We start from the raw sequence: 20,621 nt of genomic DNA on the forward strand, positions 1-20,621 counted from the left end.
CCACGGTCTAAGTAGGAACCTACTTCAGCCACGCCTGAACCGTCTTGGCGTAGCGTGCCGCACTCCGCGTACTGGCGCAGCAGGTCGATAGCCTAGGCCTGCCAAGCGTCGAAGTCGCCGTTGTTATCGACGCGCCAACTGCCGTGCTAACCCGGCAGTTGGCACCCCTATCATCTACTTTTTAGGGGGATTGCTAGATTTGCTCGGTTTGAGGGCCGGATTATTCCCTGGAGTGGTTTTGTTATCACGGCGGCGCTGATCCGGCAGCCCTGTTGATTTTGCAATCGGCTTTGGTCCTGGCTTGAGTGCCATTGTCATTCTCCCTAGATTTTGAGGCGCGAGAGGATTCCCGCGCGGAACAAAAGATGGAGAGCATGCAAGCCAAAATCAATACCGGCATTGCATTTTATGCAAAGCGCATGAATCTCAGCTCGGCCACGCCTGAACCGTCTTCGCGTGCCGAGCCGCACATTCCGCATATTGGCGCAGCAGTTCAATAGCCCAGGCCTGCCAGGCGTCGAAATCCTCGGCCGCCGGGCGCGCCACCAGTGGGCACGGCGCGGCCAGCGCGCTATCGAGGGATGGCCTGGTTGGCGGCGTCGATTGCGGCGTCGAGGTTGCGCACCCGGACAGGATCAGGACGGCAATCAGGAGGCAGAGGCTTCGCATTGCGCAGCTCCTTGGTGAGCGCCGTCATGCGCGGCGCCAGGGTGGATTGGATGGTGCCGAACTCGGTCGCGGCCTGGCGGATCGTCGCGGCGTCGGCCTGGACGTCGGCGAGCGCCTGCTCGGACAGGTCAGCACGGAACTCGGCGTGCGCGCGCTGCAGGTCGGCCAGCTTGGAGCCGTGCCGCCAGCCGTTGGCGAACCAGCCGGCGGCGCCGGCAAGCAGCAGGCCGACCAGCACCACGATGCCGGCCGCCAGCGCGCGGTACGGTGCGAGGATCATGCGAGCACCCCACCCTTCCGCTGGTACACCGCCGCCAAGTCGGCCAGCTGGTGCTCGTGCTGGCCATAGCCGGCGCCCGGCAGGCTGGCCCAGATGTTCTTGACCAAGGCAACCGCCTTGACGAAGTTGCCCTCCTCGATCGCCGACAGCGCGCCGCGCTCGCGGATCTGGCGCAGGGCAATCTTGTCCTGCACCTCGGGCCCGAAGCCGGCCGTCTTCAACTCCCTGCTGTAGTGGTCGAAGTAGCGGGACAGCAGCTGGTAGCGCCCCGCGGCCGTTGACTTGATCTTCAGCTTCGGCAGCGGCACCAGCTTGCGCGGGTGGTCGGCGTAGGAGTCGAACAGTGCGCCGCCGACGACGACGTCGTAGCCGCGGTCCTTCGTCGGCTGTCGGCCGTTGTCCGTGCCCTCGCTGAACGCGATCATGTCGAGGAAGGCGGCGACGTTCGGGTGGAGTCCTTTCAGCGCGGCCATGATCAGCGCCCCATCCCGCGCACGTCCGATACCACCTCGGCAATCGTCGCTGCGCGCTTCTGCTCGATGTAGTTGAACAGCCAGCGCACGATGGCCCAGCCCGGCAGCCCGCAGGCGAACACCAGGCCGAGCATCGCGACCAGGCCGACTGGCTTGTGGGCCCAGGCTTCCAGACCGTAGTGCTGGATGACGGCCGCGCCGCCGCCGATCGACGACACGACAGTCGAGATCAGGCCCACGGCCCACTCGCGAGGGCTGCGCGGCGTCATCATGCACATCACGACCACCGCCGCCAGTCCGGCGCCGATCGCGCCCATGCCGGCCATGCCGCCCAGCAGCTTCCAGCCGAAGGCGCCGGCGGCGGCGCCGGAAATTGGTTCACTCATTTGGGATACTTTCATGGCATTGGTGCATCAGAAAAAACAAAACCCGCCGAAGCGGGTTGGAGAAGGGTCAGGGCGCTGGCCAACGTGCCCGGCGAGTATCGCCAGGGGTCTGGGATGCCGAGCGCGGCAGCCACGGCCTCGGAGCAGAACCATCGTCCCCGCGAATGCGGGATCGGCGACAGCACGAACTGCAGGTTGCCCAGCAGGTCGTACTTGGCGCCGCGGTGCGCACGGAACCAGGCCTCGGCGCCCTGCTCCAGCTCGGCCGGCAGGTCGATCAGGATCCAGTTCTCGGTGTCGAAGTCGATCAGCTTGTTGCGCACGCCGCCGTCGGCGAAGCTGGCCGACCAGGCGCGGCCCGACGACAGTACTAGCTCGACGTGCGAGAACTCGCTGCGGGTCCACCAGCGCACGATGCGGTTGTAGATGCCGGCTATGCCGGGCCGGGTTCCCCGGTAGAAGGCGGCGCGCATTACAGCCCCGCCGCGGTGATGAACAGCTGGTCGAGCGCCACCTCGTCGAGGCCCAGCGCCTGGCCCAGCATGACCACCAGCGGGCGGCTGCGCACCACCGCGCTGGAGAACTCCCACTCGATGCGGGCCGCGTCGCGCTCGGCGCCTTCCAGCGATTCGATGGCCGGAATCACCCGGTCCAGCTTGTCGATACTGAGCAGCGCGAGGCGCGCCTGGCGCATCGTGACCTCCGATGGCACGATGATCTGCTCCGGCGGAGTCGCGGCGATCTCCTCCTCGGTCAGGTCGCGGATGATGGTTTGTCCGTTGATATATTCCGCAATTTGCAGGGTCGTCATACTTTGCGCACTCCATAGACACGGACAAGGGCTGCTGAGATAGTGGTATTGCCCCGGAGGCCAAATCCGCTGGGGTTGTTGCTTGAATCATAGAAGCCGCGCTGCCCGATCCCCTGGACTTCCGCCGTGTTTGTCAGGCAAGTTCCGTCGAACGCCAGATCCTTGCGATTAGGCGAGTTAACTCCGCGGACCTGCACCAGTCCACGCAAGTTTGCGGCGTTATTGGCTGGCGATAGAGGAAAAGATGCCACCTTCGTACTGGACGTCCCGTTTGCTGGAACCGCCACATATTGCGTATCCGCCCCCTCCGCTCCATTGAAGTAAAACCTAAATGAAAACGGCTGCGCACTCAGCCCCCCCTGCAAATGCTGGATATCGATCAGATACCAGTCGTGTGCGCTGTCGAACACGTTGGGAAAAGCAACTGTAGTGACGGCAGTTGAGATATTCATTTCCGCCAGCAGCTCGGTCGCTCCCGGCACGGTGCCCGAGTCGCCATTGCGGTCGATGAAGACCATCAGGGCATCGCCATTGGCGAACGGGCTGGCCAAGCCGCCGCCCGTCGCACGCCAGCTTACCGTGAGATTGCGATAGCCCGACGGCAGCGCAACAGCGGTAACGTCGAAGATCAGCCACTTACTCGGATCGGTCATCTTGACCAAGCGAATCGAACCCTTCACCGCGCTAGTGGCCGCGCGCAGGTCCGCCAGCACGTTGGTCATATCGGCGCCGCCAACAGCCTGCAGGTCGATGCGCATGCTGGTCGCGGCGTTTTGGGTCGTGCTGCCCAGGCGCAGCTTCCAGACGCCAGGATCGCTGTCGGCGGTCGAGCTGTCGAACACGTATGGGAATCCGTAGACACCGCCAGCGGCAAGCGCATTCAGGTTGGCCACCAGCTCGTTTTCCTGGCGCGCGCGCTCGACCAGGCCGTCCATATAGTTCGCCGTCTTCGTGTCGAACGTTTCTTGATCGTCCAGCTGATTCGGCATCTGGCTGGGATCGGTAAGTGCGGTGATCACCGTCATTGGGACAATACTCCTTCAATTTGCAATGCCATCTTCGAGCGCGGGTATGAGTCGATCACCTTGCGGAAGCTGCTGAATTTCCCGACCAGCATCGTGTCGCCGCGCACGGTGGAGCCCAGCCAAACCAGCGTCTTCTGGCGACGCCTGATCAGGTCGTCCTCAATGGATTCGACCCGATCCCGCTCAACCAGCAGATCGATGCTCATGCGCTTCGAGAAGCCTCGCGGGATCGTGTCGCTCGATCCGTCTGGATAGAACGTGGTGGTCGAGTAGTCTTTCAACTCGGTGGACAGCCCCATGAGCGAAAGTCCGACGTCGATTGCAGGTCCAATCATGCACATGCCGCACTTCGCCACGCCGCCCGGCCTCCGAATGGTGATCGTGACCAGTGCGTTGGCGAACACCGGCAGCTTGAGCGTCAAGAACCAGGTGCGCATTTGCAACCTGTTGAAGCACCATCCGTAAAAGCTGCTCCCGGAGCGGGGAAGCGCCAGGGCGCGCTTCTCGCTGTACACCACGCCGCGCGTCGGGTGTGTCATCGAAATACGCACTTCGCTCGCGTCCAGCGCGCCGGCGAACAGGCCTTGCGTGATCGCCCTGGCCGAAACCACTGCGATGATTTCCTCCGGGTTGCTCGTCACCGTACTGTTGCGGTCGTCGAACATCGCCCAGCGGTTGATCGCCGAGCGCTTGTTCCACCACAGCGGATCGCTGAGCGGCTTGCCGACGTTCGACGCCTGCATAGACCAGTAGACGATCTTCGTCACAGGGTCGTGTACAGCCGCGTCCTTCGCATAGGTCGCAGTTGCGCTGTAAGGCGCTTCCGTGATCGGCACGTTCGAATACACCAGGCCAGCACCAGCGCCGATTACATCAGCAGCGCGGGTGACGGGGACGTCCAGTGTCTTAATAAGGGATGTGGCCTTATCGCCATCTTCGAATTGAGGTCCCCAGATCCAGAGGCCGTCTACGCCGTTCCCTGAAAAGGTGACCAGGTTATTCACATCATAAAAAACGAATCGACAAAGGACCCTGTTGGGGTGAACTGCACTGAACGTTACGGTCGACGTCAGGATGCAGCGATACCATCCCCCAGGAAGGGGCTCAATCTTCACGGACTTGATGTCAGGGCTTAACGCGAAGCATGTCTCGGCATCTAAGTTGAAGGTAGCCGCATGCCCACCAGTACTTCCGATCGCGTAGTAAAGATCCAATCGAACTCGTGCGATACCACCCGCCTTCACGTACACGCTAAATGTGTACACCTCACCGTCGGAGAAGCTTTGGTTGACCTGTTGCTCGATGTAGTGGGCGGCGAAAGACGCGTCAGGAACTACCTTATCGGCATATAGCGTGCCGTCCGGAGAGATTGCGGTATCTCCGTCGACCGTAACACGGTTCTTCGGCCACTCGGTGTGATCGAGCCGAGTATTCATCTTGAGCCGGTTCACCGCTGCCGGCTCGACCGTAGCGTATGGCGCCCTGCTTAAGTCGGCCGGGTCATAGGTCACTCCCAGGGTATTGGCCGGCACCTCGACCAGCGTGCCGGTTCTGTCGTACACCCACTTGGCGGATGCGCGCGTGCAGGCCACATCCCCCAGGGCTACTGGATCAACAATGATCACTGAACAACCTCCTCTTGAATGATCTTCGTCGCCAGCGGCTTCTCGCCGTTGATGGCGTCGTCCAGCGAGCTGGCCGTGTTCATCGTGTGCTTCGCGATGGCGTACAGGCCGTCGTTCAGGTCCTTGCGCAGCTGACGGTTTTCCTCGCGCAGCGCGCGCAGCTCGGTGGCCAGCACCTCGTTGCCCTGCTCCGGGCTGGCCAGGCGGCGCATCAGCTCGCGGTTGTCGGCCGCTGGGATGATGCGTTCGCCCTGGTGGACCATCGCTGGCATATCGACCGGGATATAGTTCGTGCCGACGGCGAAGCCGCGAAGCTTCTTCTTGGCCTCGTCGCTGCTTTCGAACGTGTCCTTGATCGCACCCAGGCTGATACCGCCCTTGAGCCGATCCATCCAGTAGCTCAGCCCGGCCGCGTCAGCCGTGCGGCCGAACACGTCCTTGTAGAGCGCCTTGATCTGGGCTTCGGGCGAGTTCTTGATCGAGTCGACGATCGCGCCGGTCGAGATTCCGCCGGCGGCCCGGTCCTGCCAATACTTCAGCCCGTCCGCATCCGGCGCACGGCCGAGAGCGGATTTGTAGGCGTCGCTGATGGCCGAGGTGGCCGAGACCACCGGGTTCGCGCTGGCGGCCTGCATTGCGCCGCGCAGCGCCAAGATGGCCTGTTCGATCGACAGTCCGGTGATGCTAAGGCCCTTGAGGACGTCGATCTGCTCCTGCTCGCGCTCGAGCATCAGGTCGTACCGCGCGACCTGGTCCTCCAGCTGCTTGAGGCTGCGCTCCTCCACCGACAGTGCGTTGTCCGTCAGGCCGGCCAGATCCTCGATACCAATCCGGGTAGCGTAGAAGTCGCGCAGGTAGTCCTCTTGCGTGGCGAACAGCGCGGACGAATCCTTGCTGACCACCGACAGGGCGTTGCGCAGGTCCTCGGCCTTGGGCAGCGTGCCCGAGGCCTTGGCGATCGCCAAAGCTGCCTGGATTTGCGCCTGGGCCGCCAGACGGTCCTCGGCCTCGCGGCCTTGCACCGTCATGCCATCCAGGGTGGACCGCAGCGACTGCGACAGCGCCTCGATCGACTGGATCGAAGCGTTGCGCACCGTGATCTCTTCCTGCAGCGCCTGCTTCTGGCGCCCCACCACCTTCTGGAGCACCGAGAATGCTGCATCCACGCCGCCCAACAGCGACGACGCGGCATCCTTCGCCATCTGGGCCGCGTTGGCCTGCGCCTTCACCGCCTGCACCTGGTCGAACAGCGCGCGGTTGCTCTCGTCGAGCGCGGCGCGCTGCTGGGCCAGCAGCTGGGTTTCGGTCAGCGTGAGCTGGTCCAATTCCTTCTGCAGGTCGGCCCGCTCCTCGAAAATCTTGGCGTCGACGTCGGCGATCGACTTGAACGCCGGCGCGATCTGGATCAGCGTGGCATAGGCGCGAGCGCCCGCCTCGGTCGTCAGGTCCAGGCCAGTGACCACGCTGCGGAACTGCTGCAGCGAGTCTTCGGCGCCGGTCTTGATGCCGAACTGGCCCAGCGTCGGCGCGATCCGCGCGCGCAGTGCGTCAGCGCGCTCCCGGTCGGTGTAGAAATCCGACAGGAACTGGTCCGCGCTCGAGGTGAATTCGTCCAGCCCACCGACCAGGTCGATCAGCCGCTCGCGCGCGCCGACCGAGGCCAGGCCCAGCGAGTCGAACGTCATCCCCAACGAGTCGGTGACCACCGCCACGGCCTGGTAGTTGGTAGCCACCCGGGTCAGCGTCTCGAGGTAGCCCTCGCCCACCTTCTGGAACTGCTCCAGACCGCCCACGCCGAACTTGGCTAGGTCATCTCCAACCTTGGAGAACACGGCCGACAGCTCCTTCTGGATCTCGTCGTCCGACAAGCCCTTCAGCGAAACCTTGCCGATATCGACCACAAAGCTGCTGAGCTGCGCAGCGAAGCCGTCGGCACCGATGTCGAGCATTTGGCCAGCTTCGAACACCGTGTCGTACAGCGACATCAGGACGCTGGTGATTTGGCGGTTGCCCTCGGCGCCGAGGCCTTCCAGTTCGGTCTTGAACTTATCCTTTCCAAACCAGCCGCCGGTGGTCTTGATCTCGGCATACTGCGCCGCATCGGCGCCGCCGGCCTGGATATCACCATAAGAGGCCGGGTTGAGCGTGAACCCAGTATCCTCGACAAACTTCTTGCCGCCGAACACCGTGCCCATGACGCGCCCGAGCGACTTGCCCAGCAGCGCGCCGAGCACGGCGCCGATGGCCATGCCGATTGGACCCGCCACTGCGCCGAGCGTGGTAAGCGCCGTCGTACCGGTGACACCCATCGTCATGGCACCAGCCACGGCGCCGCCGCCCAGGCCGCCCAGGGCGCCGCCAGCCAACATGCCGGCCGAATTGAGGCCCTTGGTGTCGAACTTGGAGCCGGTCAGCTCCGACCTGAAGTCGCCTGTCACGCCGGTGGTGCGCACCAGCAGCGATGCGAATTGACCAATGCCGGCCTCGATGTTGCGCAGCGAGGTCAGCATGCCGTTGCTGATGCCCAGGCCCTGGAGCGTGGCGCCCTCGATGGCCTCGAGCGAACGTGCGATTGATTCCGACTTGGCGTCCGAGCCGAGCACCGTGCCGGTGCCCTGCTTCTCCTGCCGTTGCTGCGACAGCGGAACCCCACCGCCCGAAACGCCGCCGATAGCGACGCCCAGGCCGGCCACAATCGCCGCCATAGCAGCCATGCGGCCGAACGCGGTGTATGGATCACCGCTGCCTTGGCTCAGCACCGCGCTGATGCCCTTCGGCACCAGCTCCGCCAGCGTCATCGCCAGCTCGGCTGCGTGGAACACCTGCGATGCAGTCTGCAGGGCCTTGTAGCCGCGGCTTTGCTCACCGAAGAAGCCAGCGGCGGCGCCGGTCATGGCGCCGTAGCCGGCCAGGCGATTGCGGGTTTCCCGCTCATTCAGCTCGGCGATCGTCTTCTGGTACTTGATCTCGTCGAAGTCCTTCGTGCCGCGCTGTGCCTCAGCGGTAGCGCGATTCTTCGCGATCTCCGCTTGACGTTGCGCGAAGCCTTCCAGCGACGCGGTCATCTTCGAGATCGATTCGCCGGCGCCGCCGAACGCCTCGCGCAGCGCGTCGCCGAAGGTCTGCGCGCGCGCCGGGTCGAGGAACTGATTCAGCTCGTCCAGCGCCTTCTTGCTGGTCTCGTACGAATCTTGCTGAATAGCCCCCTCACGGCGCGCCTGCGCCAGGCCGCGCAACTGCTCTGCCTGACGCCGGTAGGCTTCGGCGAGTGCGCTGCCCGGGTCGAGCGCGTCAATCTCAGCTGCGGTCTGGTCCTTCAGTGCAGCGGTGGCATTCATCCGCTCGAACTGCAGGTCTGCCAGCGCAGACTTGCTCAGGCCGATTTCCTCGTTGGCCAACTGCTGAGCCTTCAACTGGTCTGCCAGGCTGTCGGCCTCTGCATTTGCGGCGGTGACGCCCTGCATGTACAGGTCCATGCTCGCCTGCGAGCGGACACGCTGAGCAGACGCAAGGTCATCTTCAAGCTGTTTCTCTCGGCTGACACGCTGCTCGTTCAAAGTGGCAATCTGCCCTTGCAGGTCGAGCTGGTCTCGCTCGCTCCCGATCTTTTGGCGGGTCATCCCTAGCTGCTCTTGCAGTCCCCGCTTACGCCGGTCGATCATTGCAAGTTCCTCGTCTGCCGTTTGACGAATTGCGGCATCCTCCGAAATGGCCCCTGCATCACGCTGTGCCTTGATGTTCGCAAGCGCGCGCTGCGATAGAACGTCCTCAAGCTCGCCTCGCTTGCGCAACGCCGTCATGCCGGCATCGATGCCGGCAACGAAGACGTCGTTATACTTGCGACGAATGGCGAGCAGCTGGTTTTGGAGTATCTCTTCGTTGACGCCCTTCTCCCGCGCCTCTGTTTCGGTAGCACGCAGCTCGCGCTGCATCAGCTCTTTCCTAGTGAAAAGAATCTCTTGGTCTTTTAGATATTTTCTTTCCAACTCTTGAGCTTGGGTCTTCTTTCCTTTTTGCTCAGCTGCTTTTTTATCAGCCTCCGCCACCTGCTGAACGCTCTCGATCTCTCGCTTGTTCGCCGCAATGATCGCCTCGGCCCCCTGCACGTCGCGGTCCTTAGTCGGATCGTACTTTTCCCCTTCACGCGCGACTCCAGCCGCCTTGAGACTCGTGATTCGCTCTTCCTGCTTAGCGATCTGCGCCTCAAACGCGCTGATCTTCTCCTGTGGCCCCATCTCCCGGCCACCGAAAAAATCGACAGTCGAGCTCCATGCCCCGCTCGCGGCGCGCTTGATGCCGAGCCAGCCCTTCTCCCAAGAACCTAGCGTTTCGAGGACCTTAGTCTTCTGGTTCGCAACGCCGTCGGCGTATGCGTTCTGCGCGATGCTGGCCGCCTCAATCATGCGACCCTGATCCTGCGCGGCCTTTACCGCAAGGTATGTTTCAGTCGTGATAAAGCCATATTGGTCGCCCATCGCCCGCAGTGCAGTCAACGGATCCTTGCCAAGGGCAGCGAACTCTTTCGCGGTGTCCTCGACGCTCTTGCCAAGAACTCGTTGCGCGTCGACAGCGACCGTGCCGAACTTTTCCAGATTGACGCCAGCGATGGCGCCGGTACTAGCCAGCGTCGCCAGTGCTTTCGACGAGACGCCCTGCGATCCGTTGATCTCCTCCATCCGGTTCGCCATATCGGCCATCTGGCCTGCGGTCGTGCCCGCGATGTTGCCGGTCATGATCAGCGCGCGCGAGTACCGCACCGCCTCATCATGACCAGACTTGAAGGCGATGGCTCCGGTCGCGAGCACACCGACAGTAACGGTGAACGGGTTGATTAGCCCCAGCGCGGCAGACCCGAGCGCGCGCGCGGCAAGTCCGGCGCTGCCGAACATGTCGCGCAGTTGGCCGCCCTGCTGCAGGAACACGGTCAGCGGCGCTTGGCCGCCCTGCAGGCTGACCACGATGTCGGTCAGCTGCGCAGGCACGCCGCGGAGCGCTGCGTTCATCGCCGCTGCCGACATGCCGCCGTTGCGGAATGCCTGATCTTGGGCGCGCAGTTGGTCGAGCAGCGGCTTGGCCTGCGTCGTCACGCCGAGCTGCGCAGCCTGGAGCTCGAGCATCTCGGTGCGCGTCTTGCCGATCGCAGCGACCTGCTGCTCAAGTCCTTTGAGGAACGAGGTGCGCGAGGCCTGAGCCTGCGCCAGCTCGCGCTGGGCCTGAGCTTCCATCCGGGTCGCGTAGGTCTGCTGCTCCTGCGCCAGGCGCAGGTCGCGAAGTTTGGCGATCAAAGGATCCGCCGCGGTCGATGCGCCGAGCTGTGCCGCACGGTAGCGGTTCACCTCATCAGTCGACAGCCCGAACAGCGCGATCTGCTCGCGGAGGCCGGCCAGAAAGGTATTGCGCGCTGCGTCGGCTTGTGCGGCTTCGCGCTGGGCCAGCGCTGCGGCGCGCGCCGCCGCTTCGACCTGCTCTTGGGCCACACGCATGTTCTGCAGTTGCAGGATCAGCATGGACGATTCTTGCGACGCGCCTGCTTGGGCCGCGCGGTAGCGCAGTACCTCGTCGGCCGATTTTCCATGCAGGGCGATCTGTTCGCGAAGCCCGGCAACAAACGATTCTCGATTAGCTTTCGCTTGGGCCGCCTCTCGCTGAGCCAGGGCCTCGAGCCGCGCGGCTTCGGCCGCCTGCTCCTGCGCCACGCGGAGCGCCCGCAGCTGCGCAATCAGCGGATCTGCCGCGTCGGCTGCGCCTGCCTGCGCGGCGCGATACCGTTGGACCTCATCAGCCGATTTTCCGAACAGCGCAATTTGCTCGCGCAAGCCGGCCAGGAACGATTCCTTATTCGACTGCACCTGGGCGAGCTCGCGCGCGGCCGCAGCCTCGGCGCGAGTCGACTCGGTTGCCTGAGTCTGTGCCGCCTCCACGGCGCGCAACTGATTGAGGTATGGCGTCAGCGAAGCCGGATCTACGTTGCGCTGGCGCGCCTGGGCCTCGTAGTATGCCGCGGTGGTACGGCCACCAGCCTCCATCGCCATGGTGGTGCGCTGAATCGAGGCAATGATGTTGCGCTGAGCGGTTTCGACCGCACGCGAAGCGCTAGCGGCCTTCTGGCCAGTTTGCGCAATAGCTTGCCCGGTGCGGTTGGCCGCATCGACTGCGGGCCGCAGGCCTGCCTCGACTCCCGATGAGTCGGCCGTGACCATGATTGTTGCGTTGTTGACGATATCGGTCATGGCATTGGCCCAATAAAAAAGCCACCCGAAGGTGGCTCAGTTGCTAGAAGCCGACTTGGCGTCAGCTCATATCCCGCCAGGTGATAGGCATGCCTTCACCGCTGGGGGCTTACTCTTGAAGCGGCGCTCGAGCGCACCGGCGAATTGTGCGGCTGCCTTCGAGCAGGACTGCGCCGCGTCTAAATCGTCTTGGCTTTGCTTCACGTGTTTCGAAACATCTGCACCGATTGCGCGCAGGCGACTTATCCCCTCCTCGTTCCCATCGCGCAGTTTGAGGTTGAGGCTGTGCTTCCGCGTCGCGCTACAGAACTCCTGCTGCAGCTCTGCTTTATCCGCTGACTTCAGCTGCAGGTACTCCGGCTTATCGCACGGCATGGCCGCCTGGCCGGCGCCGCTCGCCAGGCAGAGCGCGGCTGCCAGAATGATTCGCTGCATATCACCTCCCATGTTGGAAGTGAAATGTTACACCAGCACAAGGAAGGTGCCAGAATTGGCACCTATTCGTCCCGATCATTCATCGCACCGATTGCGGCGAATTCCAGCGCCTGGATATCCGCCTCGAGATCTTCGTACGCCTCGGACGTCAGCTCCATCCGATCCATCTTGCTGTATAGCGGCCCGTAGTCCAGGCCGATGACGCCCATTCCGCCCGAGCGCCACTGCGTCCGCATGAAGGCGAACAGAGCATAGGCCGGCCAGTTCTCCGGCCAGACTTCGACAGCCTCCTCCGGGAAGTCATCGGGGCTCAGGCATGCCGCTTCCATCTCGGCCAGATCCTTTTTTGTCAGGCCTGGCCGATACATGGCTTCGGCGATCGCGGTCAGTTTCCCAGGCGGCCTTCGTTGATCGCGGCGCGGTAGTCGTCCTTGAGCGCTTCAGCCATGGCCGGCAGCGTGTCGACCAGCTCGGCGATGCCGTCCTTGTCGAATTCCGCGTCCAGGTTCCACCCTTTGGCGATGGCCTGGATGTATTCGACAGCGACCGCGGTCTGACGCTTCACGATCTCGGCTTGGGTCATGGTGAATTCCGGGATCGCGGCACCGGCCTGCTTGGCCTTCTCCACCGCGGCGTTGAAGCGCTCGATCTCGGCGTTCGCCTCGTCCTTCAGCTTCGCCTGCATCTGGTCGGTCAGCTCGGCCAGTTCGGTGCGGCTGCGGTAGCGATATTCGACCTCCATGCAGCCAGTCGAACCGTCCAGCATGGTGGCCTGCACGGTTTTCTTGAACGACTCCGGACGTTTGCCCAGGACGATTTTGGTAGCTTTTGCCATGATGTTGTCTTTCGATGATGAGGAAATAAAAAAACCGCGAGGTGCGACCCCGCGGCTGTAAAAACCTGCTGAAGCAGGCTGGCAAAACTGTTACGAGGCGTAGCGGACCGGGCGGCCCTGCAGAGCGCTGCCGGCGCGCACGGCCATCACCTGGCCTTTGGTCATGGTTGGGGTCTCGTCGAACGACACGAAGCCGTTGTAGAGGATCTTGCTGCCGTTCGGCAGGTCGGCGCGGATAGCGGCGATCTTGCGCGAGTCAGCGATTTTCTTCAGCGCGGAGTGGTGCGGCAGCGCTGGGTCGTCGGCGATGGTCATCGCGAGGGTCTGCGCGTTGTAGCCGTCTGGCAGGCTGATGTCGTTCTCGTTGTCGAGCAGGCTGACCGACGCGTATTTCGGATCGCCGCCGGATGGCTCTGCGGTCAGCACCTGCTGGATCGCCAACCAGGTGGTGATCTTCCGCAGCGAGCCACCGGCCATGCCGACCGGGAACAGGTTCACCTCGGAGGTGTCCATACCCTCCAGGGTCACCGAGGTTCCGGAGACCGCCTTTGCGCGGAACACGCGATTGGTCATGCGGTTCCAGCCGCCGGTGTATTCCAGGTAGTCGCCGATGGCGAAGGTATTGGCCGCAGTGGTCAGAACCGTCTCCACGGCATTGGTGGCGGCGGAGACGCTGATTGCCGCAGCGTAGGCGGTGGCGACCGCATATGCGGTGCCGGTCGGGAGCGAGAGTGCCATTTATGGGCCTTTCAATGAAAAAAGCCCGTTGCCGGGCCCGTTGCGCCCGTTCGGGCAAAGAAAAAGCCGCCGGATTGCTCGGGCGGCTTGGGAAATGTATGCTGCTGGTCAGAGGAAGAGCTGGAAGTCCTGCATCGCTCCTCGGTACTTCACGACCTCGTCATAGGTATCGGTGGCGCCCGTCAGAACCTCGGGTTGCAGTTCCTTGGCGGCGCGCAGCGTATCCTCGGCCTGCATCGCAACCTGGAACGCCTCGATCGAGGACGTTGCCCAGACGTTAACCTGTACCCGGACAAAACGCTTCGCCGGCTTCTCGCCGGTGACGAAGTTGATGGCCCTCCCGCTGATCACCCTGAAGGTGACGTAGGGGAGCGGCGTTCCGGGCTTAGCAAGGCCGGGGAATACCCGCCCATCAGCCAGGGCGCCGAGCACCGCAAATATTTGTTCGTGGGGCGTCATCTCGAATTCCTTGCAATTTGCTCAGCGAGGGTGCGCGTCATCAGGTCCATTGCGTCGGCCTTTCGGTTATCGAAAGCCGGCCGCATGAATGGTTGCTCCTCGACCGTCGCAGATCCGAACTCCGCACTGATGGCCTCCCGGCGCTTCTTCGCCTCGGCCTCCCTGTGCGCCTCCCAGTTCGTTTTGCGCCCGGTCCTCGGATCGATATTCCTGTTCTCGCCGACGACTTTGTGCCCGAACTCGACCCATCGCCAGTAATACGCGTCATCGCCGCCTCGCGGCCCCTTTCGAACTGTGACCAGGTAGACCTGCTTCTTGTCGCCGTCGGATTCTTCCTCCAGGCGCTTGACGATGATGTTGTTATAAAGGACGCCGGTCTTCTTGTTATCCAGCGCGTTCTGTTTCGCCTGGTCGCGGAACAGGTCGGCGCCCGAATAGGCCACGGCGCGCAGTACGGGCTCATCGACCAGGTCGGTTACTTGGCTGGCAGTCTCCTGCACAGCCTGGATTAAGGATGCAGGATCGAACTCGATCATTTCGCACTCTCGCAGACCAGGAACATAAAGTCCCGGTCGTTTGAATCCGCCAGCACTGCCTGGATATCGTAGACGGTACCCTTGTAGCGCGCCCGCATGGAAGCGTCGACGTCGCGCGCCACGCGGACCCGGATCGAGCACTTCACGATCGACACGTCGGCGTTGGCGCGCATGACCTCGGCGCCGGACTGAAATTTGACGTTGGCCCAGACCTCGCGCAGCACCGGCCAGCTTTCCACCGGCTGGCCAGCGCCGTCGCGGCCCGCGGTACGCTTCAGCAGCTCTACGCGGTCGTTCATCACCCCCATACCACCTCCGGCCACAACAGTCGCTTCACGTGCTTGTTTTCCGCCTTGCCGCCCGACTGGAAGTGCTCACTCAGGCGCGCCAGAATGAAGCCGGAAATCGAGTCCGGCACGCTGGTGTGATCCGGGCCGTAGCCGCATCGGATTTGCACCTCCACCGCGTTGATGCGGCTCGCCGTCGCTGGCCAGGCCTTTCCATCCGCCGGCACGATGTACCCCGGCTCGCTCTCGCCGTCGATCTGATAGTCCTGCGGGTCGAGCGTGCGCTGCACGTTCTCGGGATCGTAGAACTTCACGTGGACGACCTGCAGCAGCGGCGGCCGGCGAAGCTCGATCTTGCCGCTGAAGCGGTCCAGCGTCAGGCGCCAGGTCTGCTCCATGATGGCGCGGTTCGTCTCGCCCTCAGCTTCCGTGGTGTAGGTCCGGATCGCGCGCTGGATCTCGCCGTCCAGCGGCGAAACGCCGTTCTCATCGGCGTCGGCGCGTGCCGAGATTTGCGCCTCGACCATCGAGACCGCCAGTCCGGTGGGCGGCGTGATCAGTTTCCAGCTCATCGGATCGCTCCAGCCGCGCCGCCGCCAGCCAGTGGCGCACGAGCGTACTCGACAGGCTGCGGCTTCGGATCCTGCTTCTGTTCGACGCGTGCAGCGATATCACGCTCGAGCTGCGCGCGCACGGCCGGGAGTTTGGATATGTCGATCATGGGTCTACCTCGTTGAACCAGGTCGTTTTGTCGAACCGCTCGCCGTTTGCGCAGGTGACGCGTGCCACCCACCGCCAGTCAGCCGGCGGCTTTTCGGCGACCGGCCCCAGGAGAGCAACGACATAGGTGCGCTCGACACCCTCCAGCGTCGCGACCTCGATGCTTGGCTGTTCGACCTGCGCCACGCCGACCAGGACCAGCACCACCGACACTGCAGTGGTAGCCCGGTCGATCAGCTCTTGGGTGATGTCGGCCAGGTAGTGGCTAATCTCGTCGACGTCGCGGTCGACCGTCCACTTCTCGCCGATCTTGATCGGCTCTTTTGTGCTCATTCGAACCTCGTCAGTCTGCTGCCGCTGCCCTCGAAGGGCGTGACCCGGCTCCCGCTGCCTTCGAATGGCGTGACGCGCGCGCCACTGCCCTCGAACGGGGTGACGCGACTGCCGCTTCCTTCGAACACGACGATGCGGGACGGATGAATTTTGGATATATCGAACGGCGCTTGCACCAACTCCCCTGTCACGGCCGCAGCCGCAAGGGTCGGACCTGCAAGCGTCGACGAGAGCTCGCCCCTGACCGCCACGCTGGCCGATGCCGCAAGCGTGGCGGTGGCCAGTACTCTCGATAGCGTTCCTTCGACCCCGTCCTGCTGCGGCGGCTCGGCCTCGATATAGGCGCTCGCCGTGAGAACGGCCGGCGCCAGCGTTTTCGTCAGGCCAGCCGTCGATGCGAGCGCGGCCGCCGATGCCAGGGTCGCCGAGGCGAGAATGCTGGAGACTGCGGCGGCGACTTCCACCTGCGCCGTGCTGCTGATTGCCGCTGGCTCCAGAGTCGCGCTCAGCGTCGCGACAATCGCGGCGACGCTCTCCTCGATCGGCTCAACAGCGAAGTTATCGATGCGAATCTGGTTTCCGGAGGCGCTCGCCATCCGAAAGCCGGCATACCCGGCCGCCGTGATGTTGCCGTCCGCAATCGGCCCGACGACGACCACGCCGCCCAGCAGAACACTGAGCTGGTCGCCCTTCATGCGAAGAGTCAGCTTCGGCTCGGCGCCAGCAGGCGCACTGTAGGCAACCGACGAAAGCGTTACCGTTGCGCCATTGATGAACCGTGCCAGGACAATACCGGACCCATTGTTGACGATGCGAGCCTGATAGAAGGTCAGGGCCGCGCCACCTGGTCCGGCCATCCGACCGCAGACCCCGACGGAAGGCGATCCGCTTCCACTGGCAAAATACAGCGAGGCGCTTACGTCGTAATCAGCCGTCGGCGGCTGCACGTCGCCACGGCAATACACCGCGGTGTCAGTGTTGCTCTGATAGACGCGGCCACCGAGCAGCATCGCTCTGCCCGCCTGGCTGGTCGACTTCACCCAGCTTGCAGAATATGATTCCAGGAACTGGTTATCCGGGCCATCGAACGCGTCGAGAAAGAACGGGGTCGCCATGTTTTATGGGTGGTTGGAGCGCCAGGTGATGTTGTCGAGGATGTCGCCGAAGGTCGCCGCGCTCGAGAAGCCGACGTCAATCCTGCGGCGGGCCAGCGCATCGCGCATCGCGGCAACCGCTACCGGGTCAATCTCGGCCACCAGCGTTTCGCGCGCCACGAACGGCAGCGCGTCCAGTCGCGGGTCAGCGGCCATTGCGGCCAGTGCCGCCTCGCTGGCCAGGCTGACTTCAACCAGCCCCCAGTCGTTCAGCGGCAGGCCGTCGGCGTTCGACGGCATCGACCAGGCGAAGTTGACCCCGTATTCCGCTGGCACAGGGCGAAACTCGTCGACGTCCGCCGCCCCGGTGCCCAGGATGTCGGTCAGGTAGCAGCGCTTCATCAGGCGCCCCCGTCGGTCTGCGTGAACGTGGTAACCGAGATCGCCTGACCCTGCGCCAAATTCAGGTTGTCGACCGTCATATCGGCCGTGCCGTCGCCAGTGGCGCCGACCTTGCCCTGGTGGTGGCAGGTGGTGCCGGCTGCATCCATGATGGCGAAGTGACCGATAGTCGTGCCCGTGCCCGCTGCGGCGGCGCCGGCGCCCGACCAGCTGCCGGCAAACGCCTTGGCGCCATTGGCGGCCTGCGCCATCCAGTCGGCCGGCAGGCTCAGCTCGGCGAGCAGCGTGCCGGTGCGCGCGGCGGCGCAGTTGGCGGGCTGGGCGCCGCTGTAGAAGCGCAATTTTGGCGACGCGCCGATTGCTGCTTCGATCGCGTCGAGGCGGGCGTTTCGCACGGCCACGGAGAATTGCTGCGCCATAGTTATTCCTTCGATATCAAGCTGATGGTTTTCATTTGCCCGCGGCGCTCGTACTGCACCGTGGTCACTCCGCGCTCGCGGAGCATGGCCAGGGCCGCCCGGTGGGTGGCGCGGTCGATCTTGCCGACGGCGCCATGCAGGTAGACGACCGTGTCCGAGAGGTGGCTGACCGTCATGATTCCCACGTACGGCCGGCGCGCCTCGTAGCCGCCCGGCGCGTCGTACACGCGGATGGTCAGAACGCTTGGGGCGATGTGCAGGTGGGTCATAGCGGTCCGCCCAGGTAATTACTGCTTCGCGCGGCCGCGTTTCGGCGCCGCAGGGGTATCGGTCGCGCTCGGGTCTTCAGCATCCGGTACTGGGGCGGGCAGCGTCTCGTCTGCTTGATCCGCCTTACTCGCCGCCTGCGACACGGCCCCGGCTTCCACTGCCCAACCCTCGCGAGTCGAAACGGTGATCAGGTCTTCGTCCTCGGTCTCGATCTCAGCGCCGATAGGAAAATGCTCGACCTTCACACCACCATGCGCCCAGTCGAAGGGTAAGATTGCTTTGAGCTTCATCGCTGCTCCATTTGAATGGCGAGCCGCTCAGGCTCGCCGTGATTGGATCGCTTAGCTCGCAGCGATCTTCAGCTTGCGGCCGGCTTCAGCCTGGCGCACGCCGCCACCGACGCGGCGACGGGCGCGGAAGACGACCAAGCCGTCGTCGGCGCCAGTGATGTAGTCGGCGGACAGCGACACGTTCAGGCGGTCGACGATGACGTAGAGCTTCTTCCAGTCAGCGAAGGTAATGGGGAAGGAGTTGGCTGCGACGTTGGGCATATCCGCCATTTCGGCGTAGCCGGCACCCAGGATGGTGTTCGGCGCGCCGTTCGCGATGCCCGGCGCCCAGAGGTACTGGCCGGTGGTGGTCTCCTTCAGCCTGCGTACCTGGCCGAGGGTGTTGCGGTTCAGGCCCCACAGCGCGTTTCGCGCGTAGGCGGTCTTCAGATCGTGGTACAGCGCGATCATGCCGTCCGCAGTCAGCTTGCTGGCATCGCCGCTCAGCGTGAAGCCGATGCTGGTGTTCGTCAGGATGCCTTCCATCTGAGCATTGCCACCGGTGCCAGAAATCGACTCCATCCCCTCGCGCACCGCGAACTGCTCGGCAGCGTCCTCGCGCAGCTCGGCGGCCAGGTCGTAGTCGGCATCTTCCAGCATCTGTTGCGACACCTCGATTCGCGCAAACATCTCCGGCGCGAAGAATTCCAGCATGCCGTATGCCGGGTCGCCGGTGTTGGTGCGCTTGGTGGTCTCGCCAGTCCGCGATGCTGAGCCGTTGCCGACCTTCTTCGGCATCTTCAGGCTGCCAACGCCAATCGAGCGCACCGTCGCCAGCGAGCGGATCGGGGTCAGCTCGATCACATTCTTGATGATCTCGCGCTGCATGTCCGGCGGCGCCAGCAGGAAGCCCGCGCTGGCGTCGTCGGTCTTGATCAGCGCAGCCGAACGTTCGCGGATCAGCGTCAAGTCAGCGGGATCGCGGTTTTCCGGCGACTTGCGCATCACGCGGTCAAACGCATCCAGGTACTCTTGTGCCGCCTTGGCCTGCGGGTCGCTCCCGCCGCCCAGGCCAGCACGATTCGCGATCTTCTCGATCGCGTCCAGCTGGTCCTGCATTGCCTTGTTCTGCTTCTCGATCAGCAGCAGTTGCTGGCCGGTGCCTTCGTGCTTATCGAAGACCTTGTTGATCTTGTCGAGCTTTTCATCCAGCGCAGCGCTGCGCTTTTTCTCGTTTTCGTCGTTCGTACGCTTGAATTCGTTGAACGCTTCCATTACTTCTTGAACGGCGTCTTTGTCTGCCATGGTCATTCCTTGATGGTGGAGGTAAGTTGTTTGATGCCCTGCGCCAGGCGGCGGGCCGCCGAGCGCTGCTCATCCGCAGGGTCCCCACCATCACGGAGGGGCTGTACTGACGGTTTCGACGAATCGTCACGATTCGCCTTCGGCATCGCCGCAGCGATGCGCTTTGCTTGCGCGTGCGAGAGCCCTTCTGCGTCGCGCAGGAAGGCTTCGAACTCGCGAATTTCGGGGCCGCCAGCGGACGCCAGCAGGTTCTGCGGGGTGTTCCTGAAGAGGTTCAGCATCGCCGAGTTAGCGGCTTTTTTCTTCTTGGCCGGCACCAGCGTGTCTGCGAAACCAGCGTCAACCGCCTGCTGTCCGAGGAACCAGGTTTCAGCGTTGACCCACGCCTCCAGGTCCGCCCGCTTAGCGTCTGTGCGCGCCTCGTAGATGTTGATCAGACCAGCCTGCAGCTGGTCGAGCACATCAGCCTCCTTGCGCATCGCGTCGGCGTCACCCCACACGCCCGACCAGGGCTTGTGAATCATCAGGTTGGCGCCCTCGCTTATCCGGATCTCATCGCCGGCCATCGCAATGACGCTCGCGATCGAAGCAGCGATGCTGTCAATGTGAACAATGATCTTCGCGGCGTGCCGCGCAAAGGCCTGATAGATGGCTAGGCCTTCGAAGACCAGGCCGCCGCCGCTGTTGATGCGCACGTGAATGGTGTCGACGTCCAGCTCGGCAATCTGGTTCGAGATCGACTCGCCAGTGATTCCTTCATCCCACCACCCGCCGCCGATGTCGCCGTAGATCAGGACTTCGGCCTCGTTTTCCTCCAGGGCTGCATTGATGCGCACCTGGCCAGGCTTGAGCGCCATCCGATTACGGTACCGGAACGATCCGGAATCCTCCGGATCCTCCTGCGCCAGCTTCGATAGGACCGAGTCCAGGCTGTCGCGAGCCTCGCGCAGCAGGCGCTCGTTTTCAGCGGACAGCACTCGTCCTGCAGCCGATGGCTGCGTATTTGATTTTGGCATTTGG

At 63.6% G+C, this 20,621-nt stretch carries 26 protein-coding genes and 1 pseudogene; 1 reads left to right on the top strand and 26 read right to left on the bottom strand.

Annotated elements, in window-relative coordinates:
* Positions 1–374: 374 nt before the first annotated feature.
* Entirely contained in the window at positions 375–500 is a 126-nt protein-coding gene (locus SOM28_RS06295) for a hypothetical protein (protein ID WP_320467571.1), read from the top strand.
* 1 nt (position 501) lies between these two features.
* Here the strand turns inward: SOM28_RS06295 and SOM28_RS26355 are convergent.
* The 26 genes and pseudogenes from SOM28_RS26355 to SOM28_RS06420 all read right to left on the bottom strand — a co-directional run.
* A pseudogene (locus tag SOM28_RS26355) lies at positions 502–639 on the bottom strand (hypothetical protein); the annotation flags it as partial.
* Positions 572–949, bottom strand: a complete 378-nt coding sequence (locus SOM28_RS06300; protein ID WP_320467572.1) for a hypothetical protein — start codon at positions 947–949, stop codon at positions 572–574. The pseudogene SOM28_RS26355 and the gene SOM28_RS06300, both read right to left, overlap by 68 nt.
* On the bottom strand, positions 946–1,422 hold the full coding sequence (locus tag SOM28_RS06305; protein ID WP_320467573.1) for a glycoside hydrolase family 24 protein: 477 nt from the start codon (positions 1,420–1,422) through the stop codon (positions 946–948). Before SOM28_RS06305 ends, SOM28_RS06300 begins: the two co-directional genes overlap by 4 nt.
* Before the next feature lie 2 nt (positions 1,423–1,424).
* Positions 1,425–1,808 (bottom strand): hypothetical protein, encoded by a 384-nt coding sequence (locus SOM28_RS06310; protein WP_320467574.1) that lies wholly within the window; start codon positions 1,806–1,808, stop codon positions 1,425–1,427.
* Between the two features lie 11 nt (positions 1,809–1,819).
* On the bottom strand, positions 1,820–2,281 hold the full coding sequence (locus SOM28_RS06315; protein ID WP_320467575.1) for a hypothetical protein: 462 nt from the start codon (positions 2,279–2,281) through the stop codon (positions 1,820–1,822).
* On the bottom strand, positions 2,281–2,619 hold the full coding sequence (locus SOM28_RS06320) for a hypothetical protein (RefSeq protein ID WP_320467576.1): 339 nt from the start codon (positions 2,617–2,619) through the stop codon (positions 2,281–2,283). Before SOM28_RS06320 ends, SOM28_RS06315 begins: the two co-directional genes overlap by 1 nt.
* On the bottom strand, positions 2,616–3,644 hold the full coding sequence (locus SOM28_RS06325; RefSeq protein ID WP_320467577.1) for a hypothetical protein: 1,029 nt from the start codon (positions 3,642–3,644) through the stop codon (positions 2,616–2,618). The genes SOM28_RS06320 and SOM28_RS06325 overlap by 4 nt, the downstream gene beginning before the upstream one ends.
* Entirely contained in the window at positions 3,641–5,269 is a 1,629-nt protein-coding gene (locus SOM28_RS06330) for a phage head spike fiber domain-containing protein (RefSeq protein ID WP_320467578.1), read from the bottom strand. The genes SOM28_RS06325 and SOM28_RS06330 overlap by 4 nt, the downstream gene beginning before the upstream one ends.
* Positions 5,266–11,499 (bottom strand): phage tail length tape measure family protein, encoded by a 6,234-nt coding sequence (locus tag SOM28_RS06335; RefSeq protein ID WP_320467579.1) that lies wholly within the window; start codon positions 11,497–11,499, stop codon positions 5,266–5,268. Before SOM28_RS06335 ends, SOM28_RS06330 begins: the two co-directional genes overlap by 4 nt.
* A gap of 66 nt (positions 11,500–11,565) precedes the next feature.
* Positions 11,566–11,934 (bottom strand): hypothetical protein, encoded by a 369-nt coding sequence (locus SOM28_RS06340; protein ID WP_320467580.1) that lies wholly within the window; start codon positions 11,932–11,934, stop codon positions 11,566–11,568.
* A gap of 62 nt (positions 11,935–11,996) precedes the next feature.
* Positions 11,997–12,302 (bottom strand): DUF1799 domain-containing protein, encoded by a 306-nt coding sequence (locus SOM28_RS06345; protein ID WP_320467581.1) that lies wholly within the window; start codon positions 12,300–12,302, stop codon positions 11,997–11,999.
* Between the two features lie 17 nt (positions 12,303–12,319).
* The gene (locus SOM28_RS06350) at positions 12,320–12,769 is read right to left on the bottom strand and encodes a phage tail assembly chaperone (protein ID WP_320467582.1); all 450 of its coding nucleotides are present in this window, start codon (positions 12,767–12,769) and stop codon (positions 12,320–12,322) included.
* 90 nt (positions 12,770–12,859) lie between these two features.
* Positions 12,860–13,507: a phage tail protein gene (locus tag SOM28_RS06355; RefSeq protein ID WP_320467583.1), complete on the bottom strand. Its 648-nt coding sequence runs from the start codon at positions 13,505–13,507 to the stop codon at positions 12,860–12,862.
* A 108-nt stretch (positions 13,508–13,615) separates the two neighbouring features.
* A complete protein-coding gene (gene gp17, locus SOM28_RS06360) occupies positions 13,616–13,966 on the bottom strand; it encodes a DUF3168 domain-containing protein (protein ID WP_320467584.1) in 351 nt (116 codons plus the stop codon).
* Positions 13,963–14,502 carry an HK97-gp10 family putative phage morphogenesis protein gene (locus SOM28_RS06365; protein ID WP_320467585.1) on the bottom strand — a complete coding sequence of 180 codons (540 nt, stop codon included), beginning with the start codon at positions 14,500–14,502 and terminating at the stop codon, positions 13,963–13,965. Before SOM28_RS06365 ends, gp17 begins: the two co-directional genes overlap by 4 nt.
* Positions 14,499–14,801 carry a phage head closure protein gene (locus SOM28_RS06370; RefSeq protein WP_320467586.1) on the bottom strand — a complete coding sequence of 101 codons (303 nt, stop codon included), beginning with the start codon at positions 14,799–14,801 and terminating at the stop codon, positions 14,499–14,501. Before SOM28_RS06370 ends, SOM28_RS06365 begins: the two co-directional genes overlap by 4 nt.
* Positions 14,801–15,361, bottom strand: a complete 561-nt coding sequence (locus SOM28_RS06375; RefSeq protein ID WP_320467587.1) for a head-tail connector protein — start codon at positions 15,359–15,361, stop codon at positions 14,801–14,803. The genes SOM28_RS06370 and SOM28_RS06375 overlap by 1 nt, the downstream gene beginning before the upstream one ends.
* Positions 15,358–15,510, bottom strand: a complete 153-nt coding sequence (locus SOM28_RS06380; RefSeq protein WP_320467588.1) for a hypothetical protein — start codon at positions 15,508–15,510, stop codon at positions 15,358–15,360. Before SOM28_RS06380 ends, SOM28_RS06375 begins: the two co-directional genes overlap by 4 nt.
* Positions 15,507–15,842, bottom strand: a complete 336-nt coding sequence (locus tag SOM28_RS06385) for a hypothetical protein (RefSeq protein WP_320467589.1) — start codon at positions 15,840–15,842, stop codon at positions 15,507–15,509. The genes SOM28_RS06380 and SOM28_RS06385 overlap by 4 nt, the downstream gene beginning before the upstream one ends.
* On the bottom strand, positions 15,839–16,957 hold the full coding sequence (locus tag SOM28_RS06390) for a hypothetical protein (RefSeq protein WP_320467590.1): 1,119 nt from the start codon (positions 16,955–16,957) through the stop codon (positions 15,839–15,841). The genes SOM28_RS06385 and SOM28_RS06390 overlap by 4 nt, the downstream gene beginning before the upstream one ends.
* A 3-nt stretch (positions 16,958–16,960) precedes the next feature.
* A complete protein-coding gene (locus tag SOM28_RS06395) occupies positions 16,961–17,338 on the bottom strand; it encodes a hypothetical protein (protein ID WP_320467591.1) in 378 nt (125 codons plus the stop codon).
* A complete protein-coding gene (locus SOM28_RS06400; RefSeq protein ID WP_320467592.1) occupies positions 17,338–17,757 on the bottom strand; it encodes a hypothetical protein in 420 nt (139 codons plus the stop codon). Before SOM28_RS06400 ends, SOM28_RS06395 begins: the two co-directional genes overlap by 1 nt.
* A gap of 2 nt (positions 17,758–17,759) precedes the next feature.
* Positions 17,760–18,026 carry a hypothetical protein gene (locus SOM28_RS06405; protein WP_320467593.1) on the bottom strand — a complete coding sequence of 89 codons (267 nt, stop codon included), beginning with the start codon at positions 18,024–18,026 and terminating at the stop codon, positions 17,760–17,762.
* An 18-nt stretch (positions 18,027–18,044) separates the two neighbouring features.
* Entirely contained in the window at positions 18,045–18,317 is a 273-nt protein-coding gene (locus tag SOM28_RS06410) for a hypothetical protein (protein ID WP_320467594.1), read from the bottom strand.
* Between the two features lie 51 nt (positions 18,318–18,368).
* Positions 18,369–19,601: a phage major capsid protein gene (locus SOM28_RS06415; RefSeq protein ID WP_320467595.1), complete on the bottom strand. Its 1,233-nt coding sequence runs from the start codon at positions 19,599–19,601 to the stop codon at positions 18,369–18,371.
* A gap of 2 nt (positions 19,602–19,603) precedes the next feature.
* Positions 19,604–20,617: a head maturation protease, ClpP-related gene (locus SOM28_RS06420; RefSeq protein ID WP_320467596.1), complete on the bottom strand. Its 1,014-nt coding sequence runs from the start codon at positions 20,615–20,617 to the stop codon at positions 19,604–19,606.
* Positions 20,618–20,621: the final 4 nt, after the last annotated feature.

The organism is Massilia sp. CFBP9026, assembly GCF_034045165.1.
GTDB lineage: Bacteria > Pseudomonadota > Gammaproteobacteria > Burkholderiales > Burkholderiaceae_D > Telluria > Telluria arenae.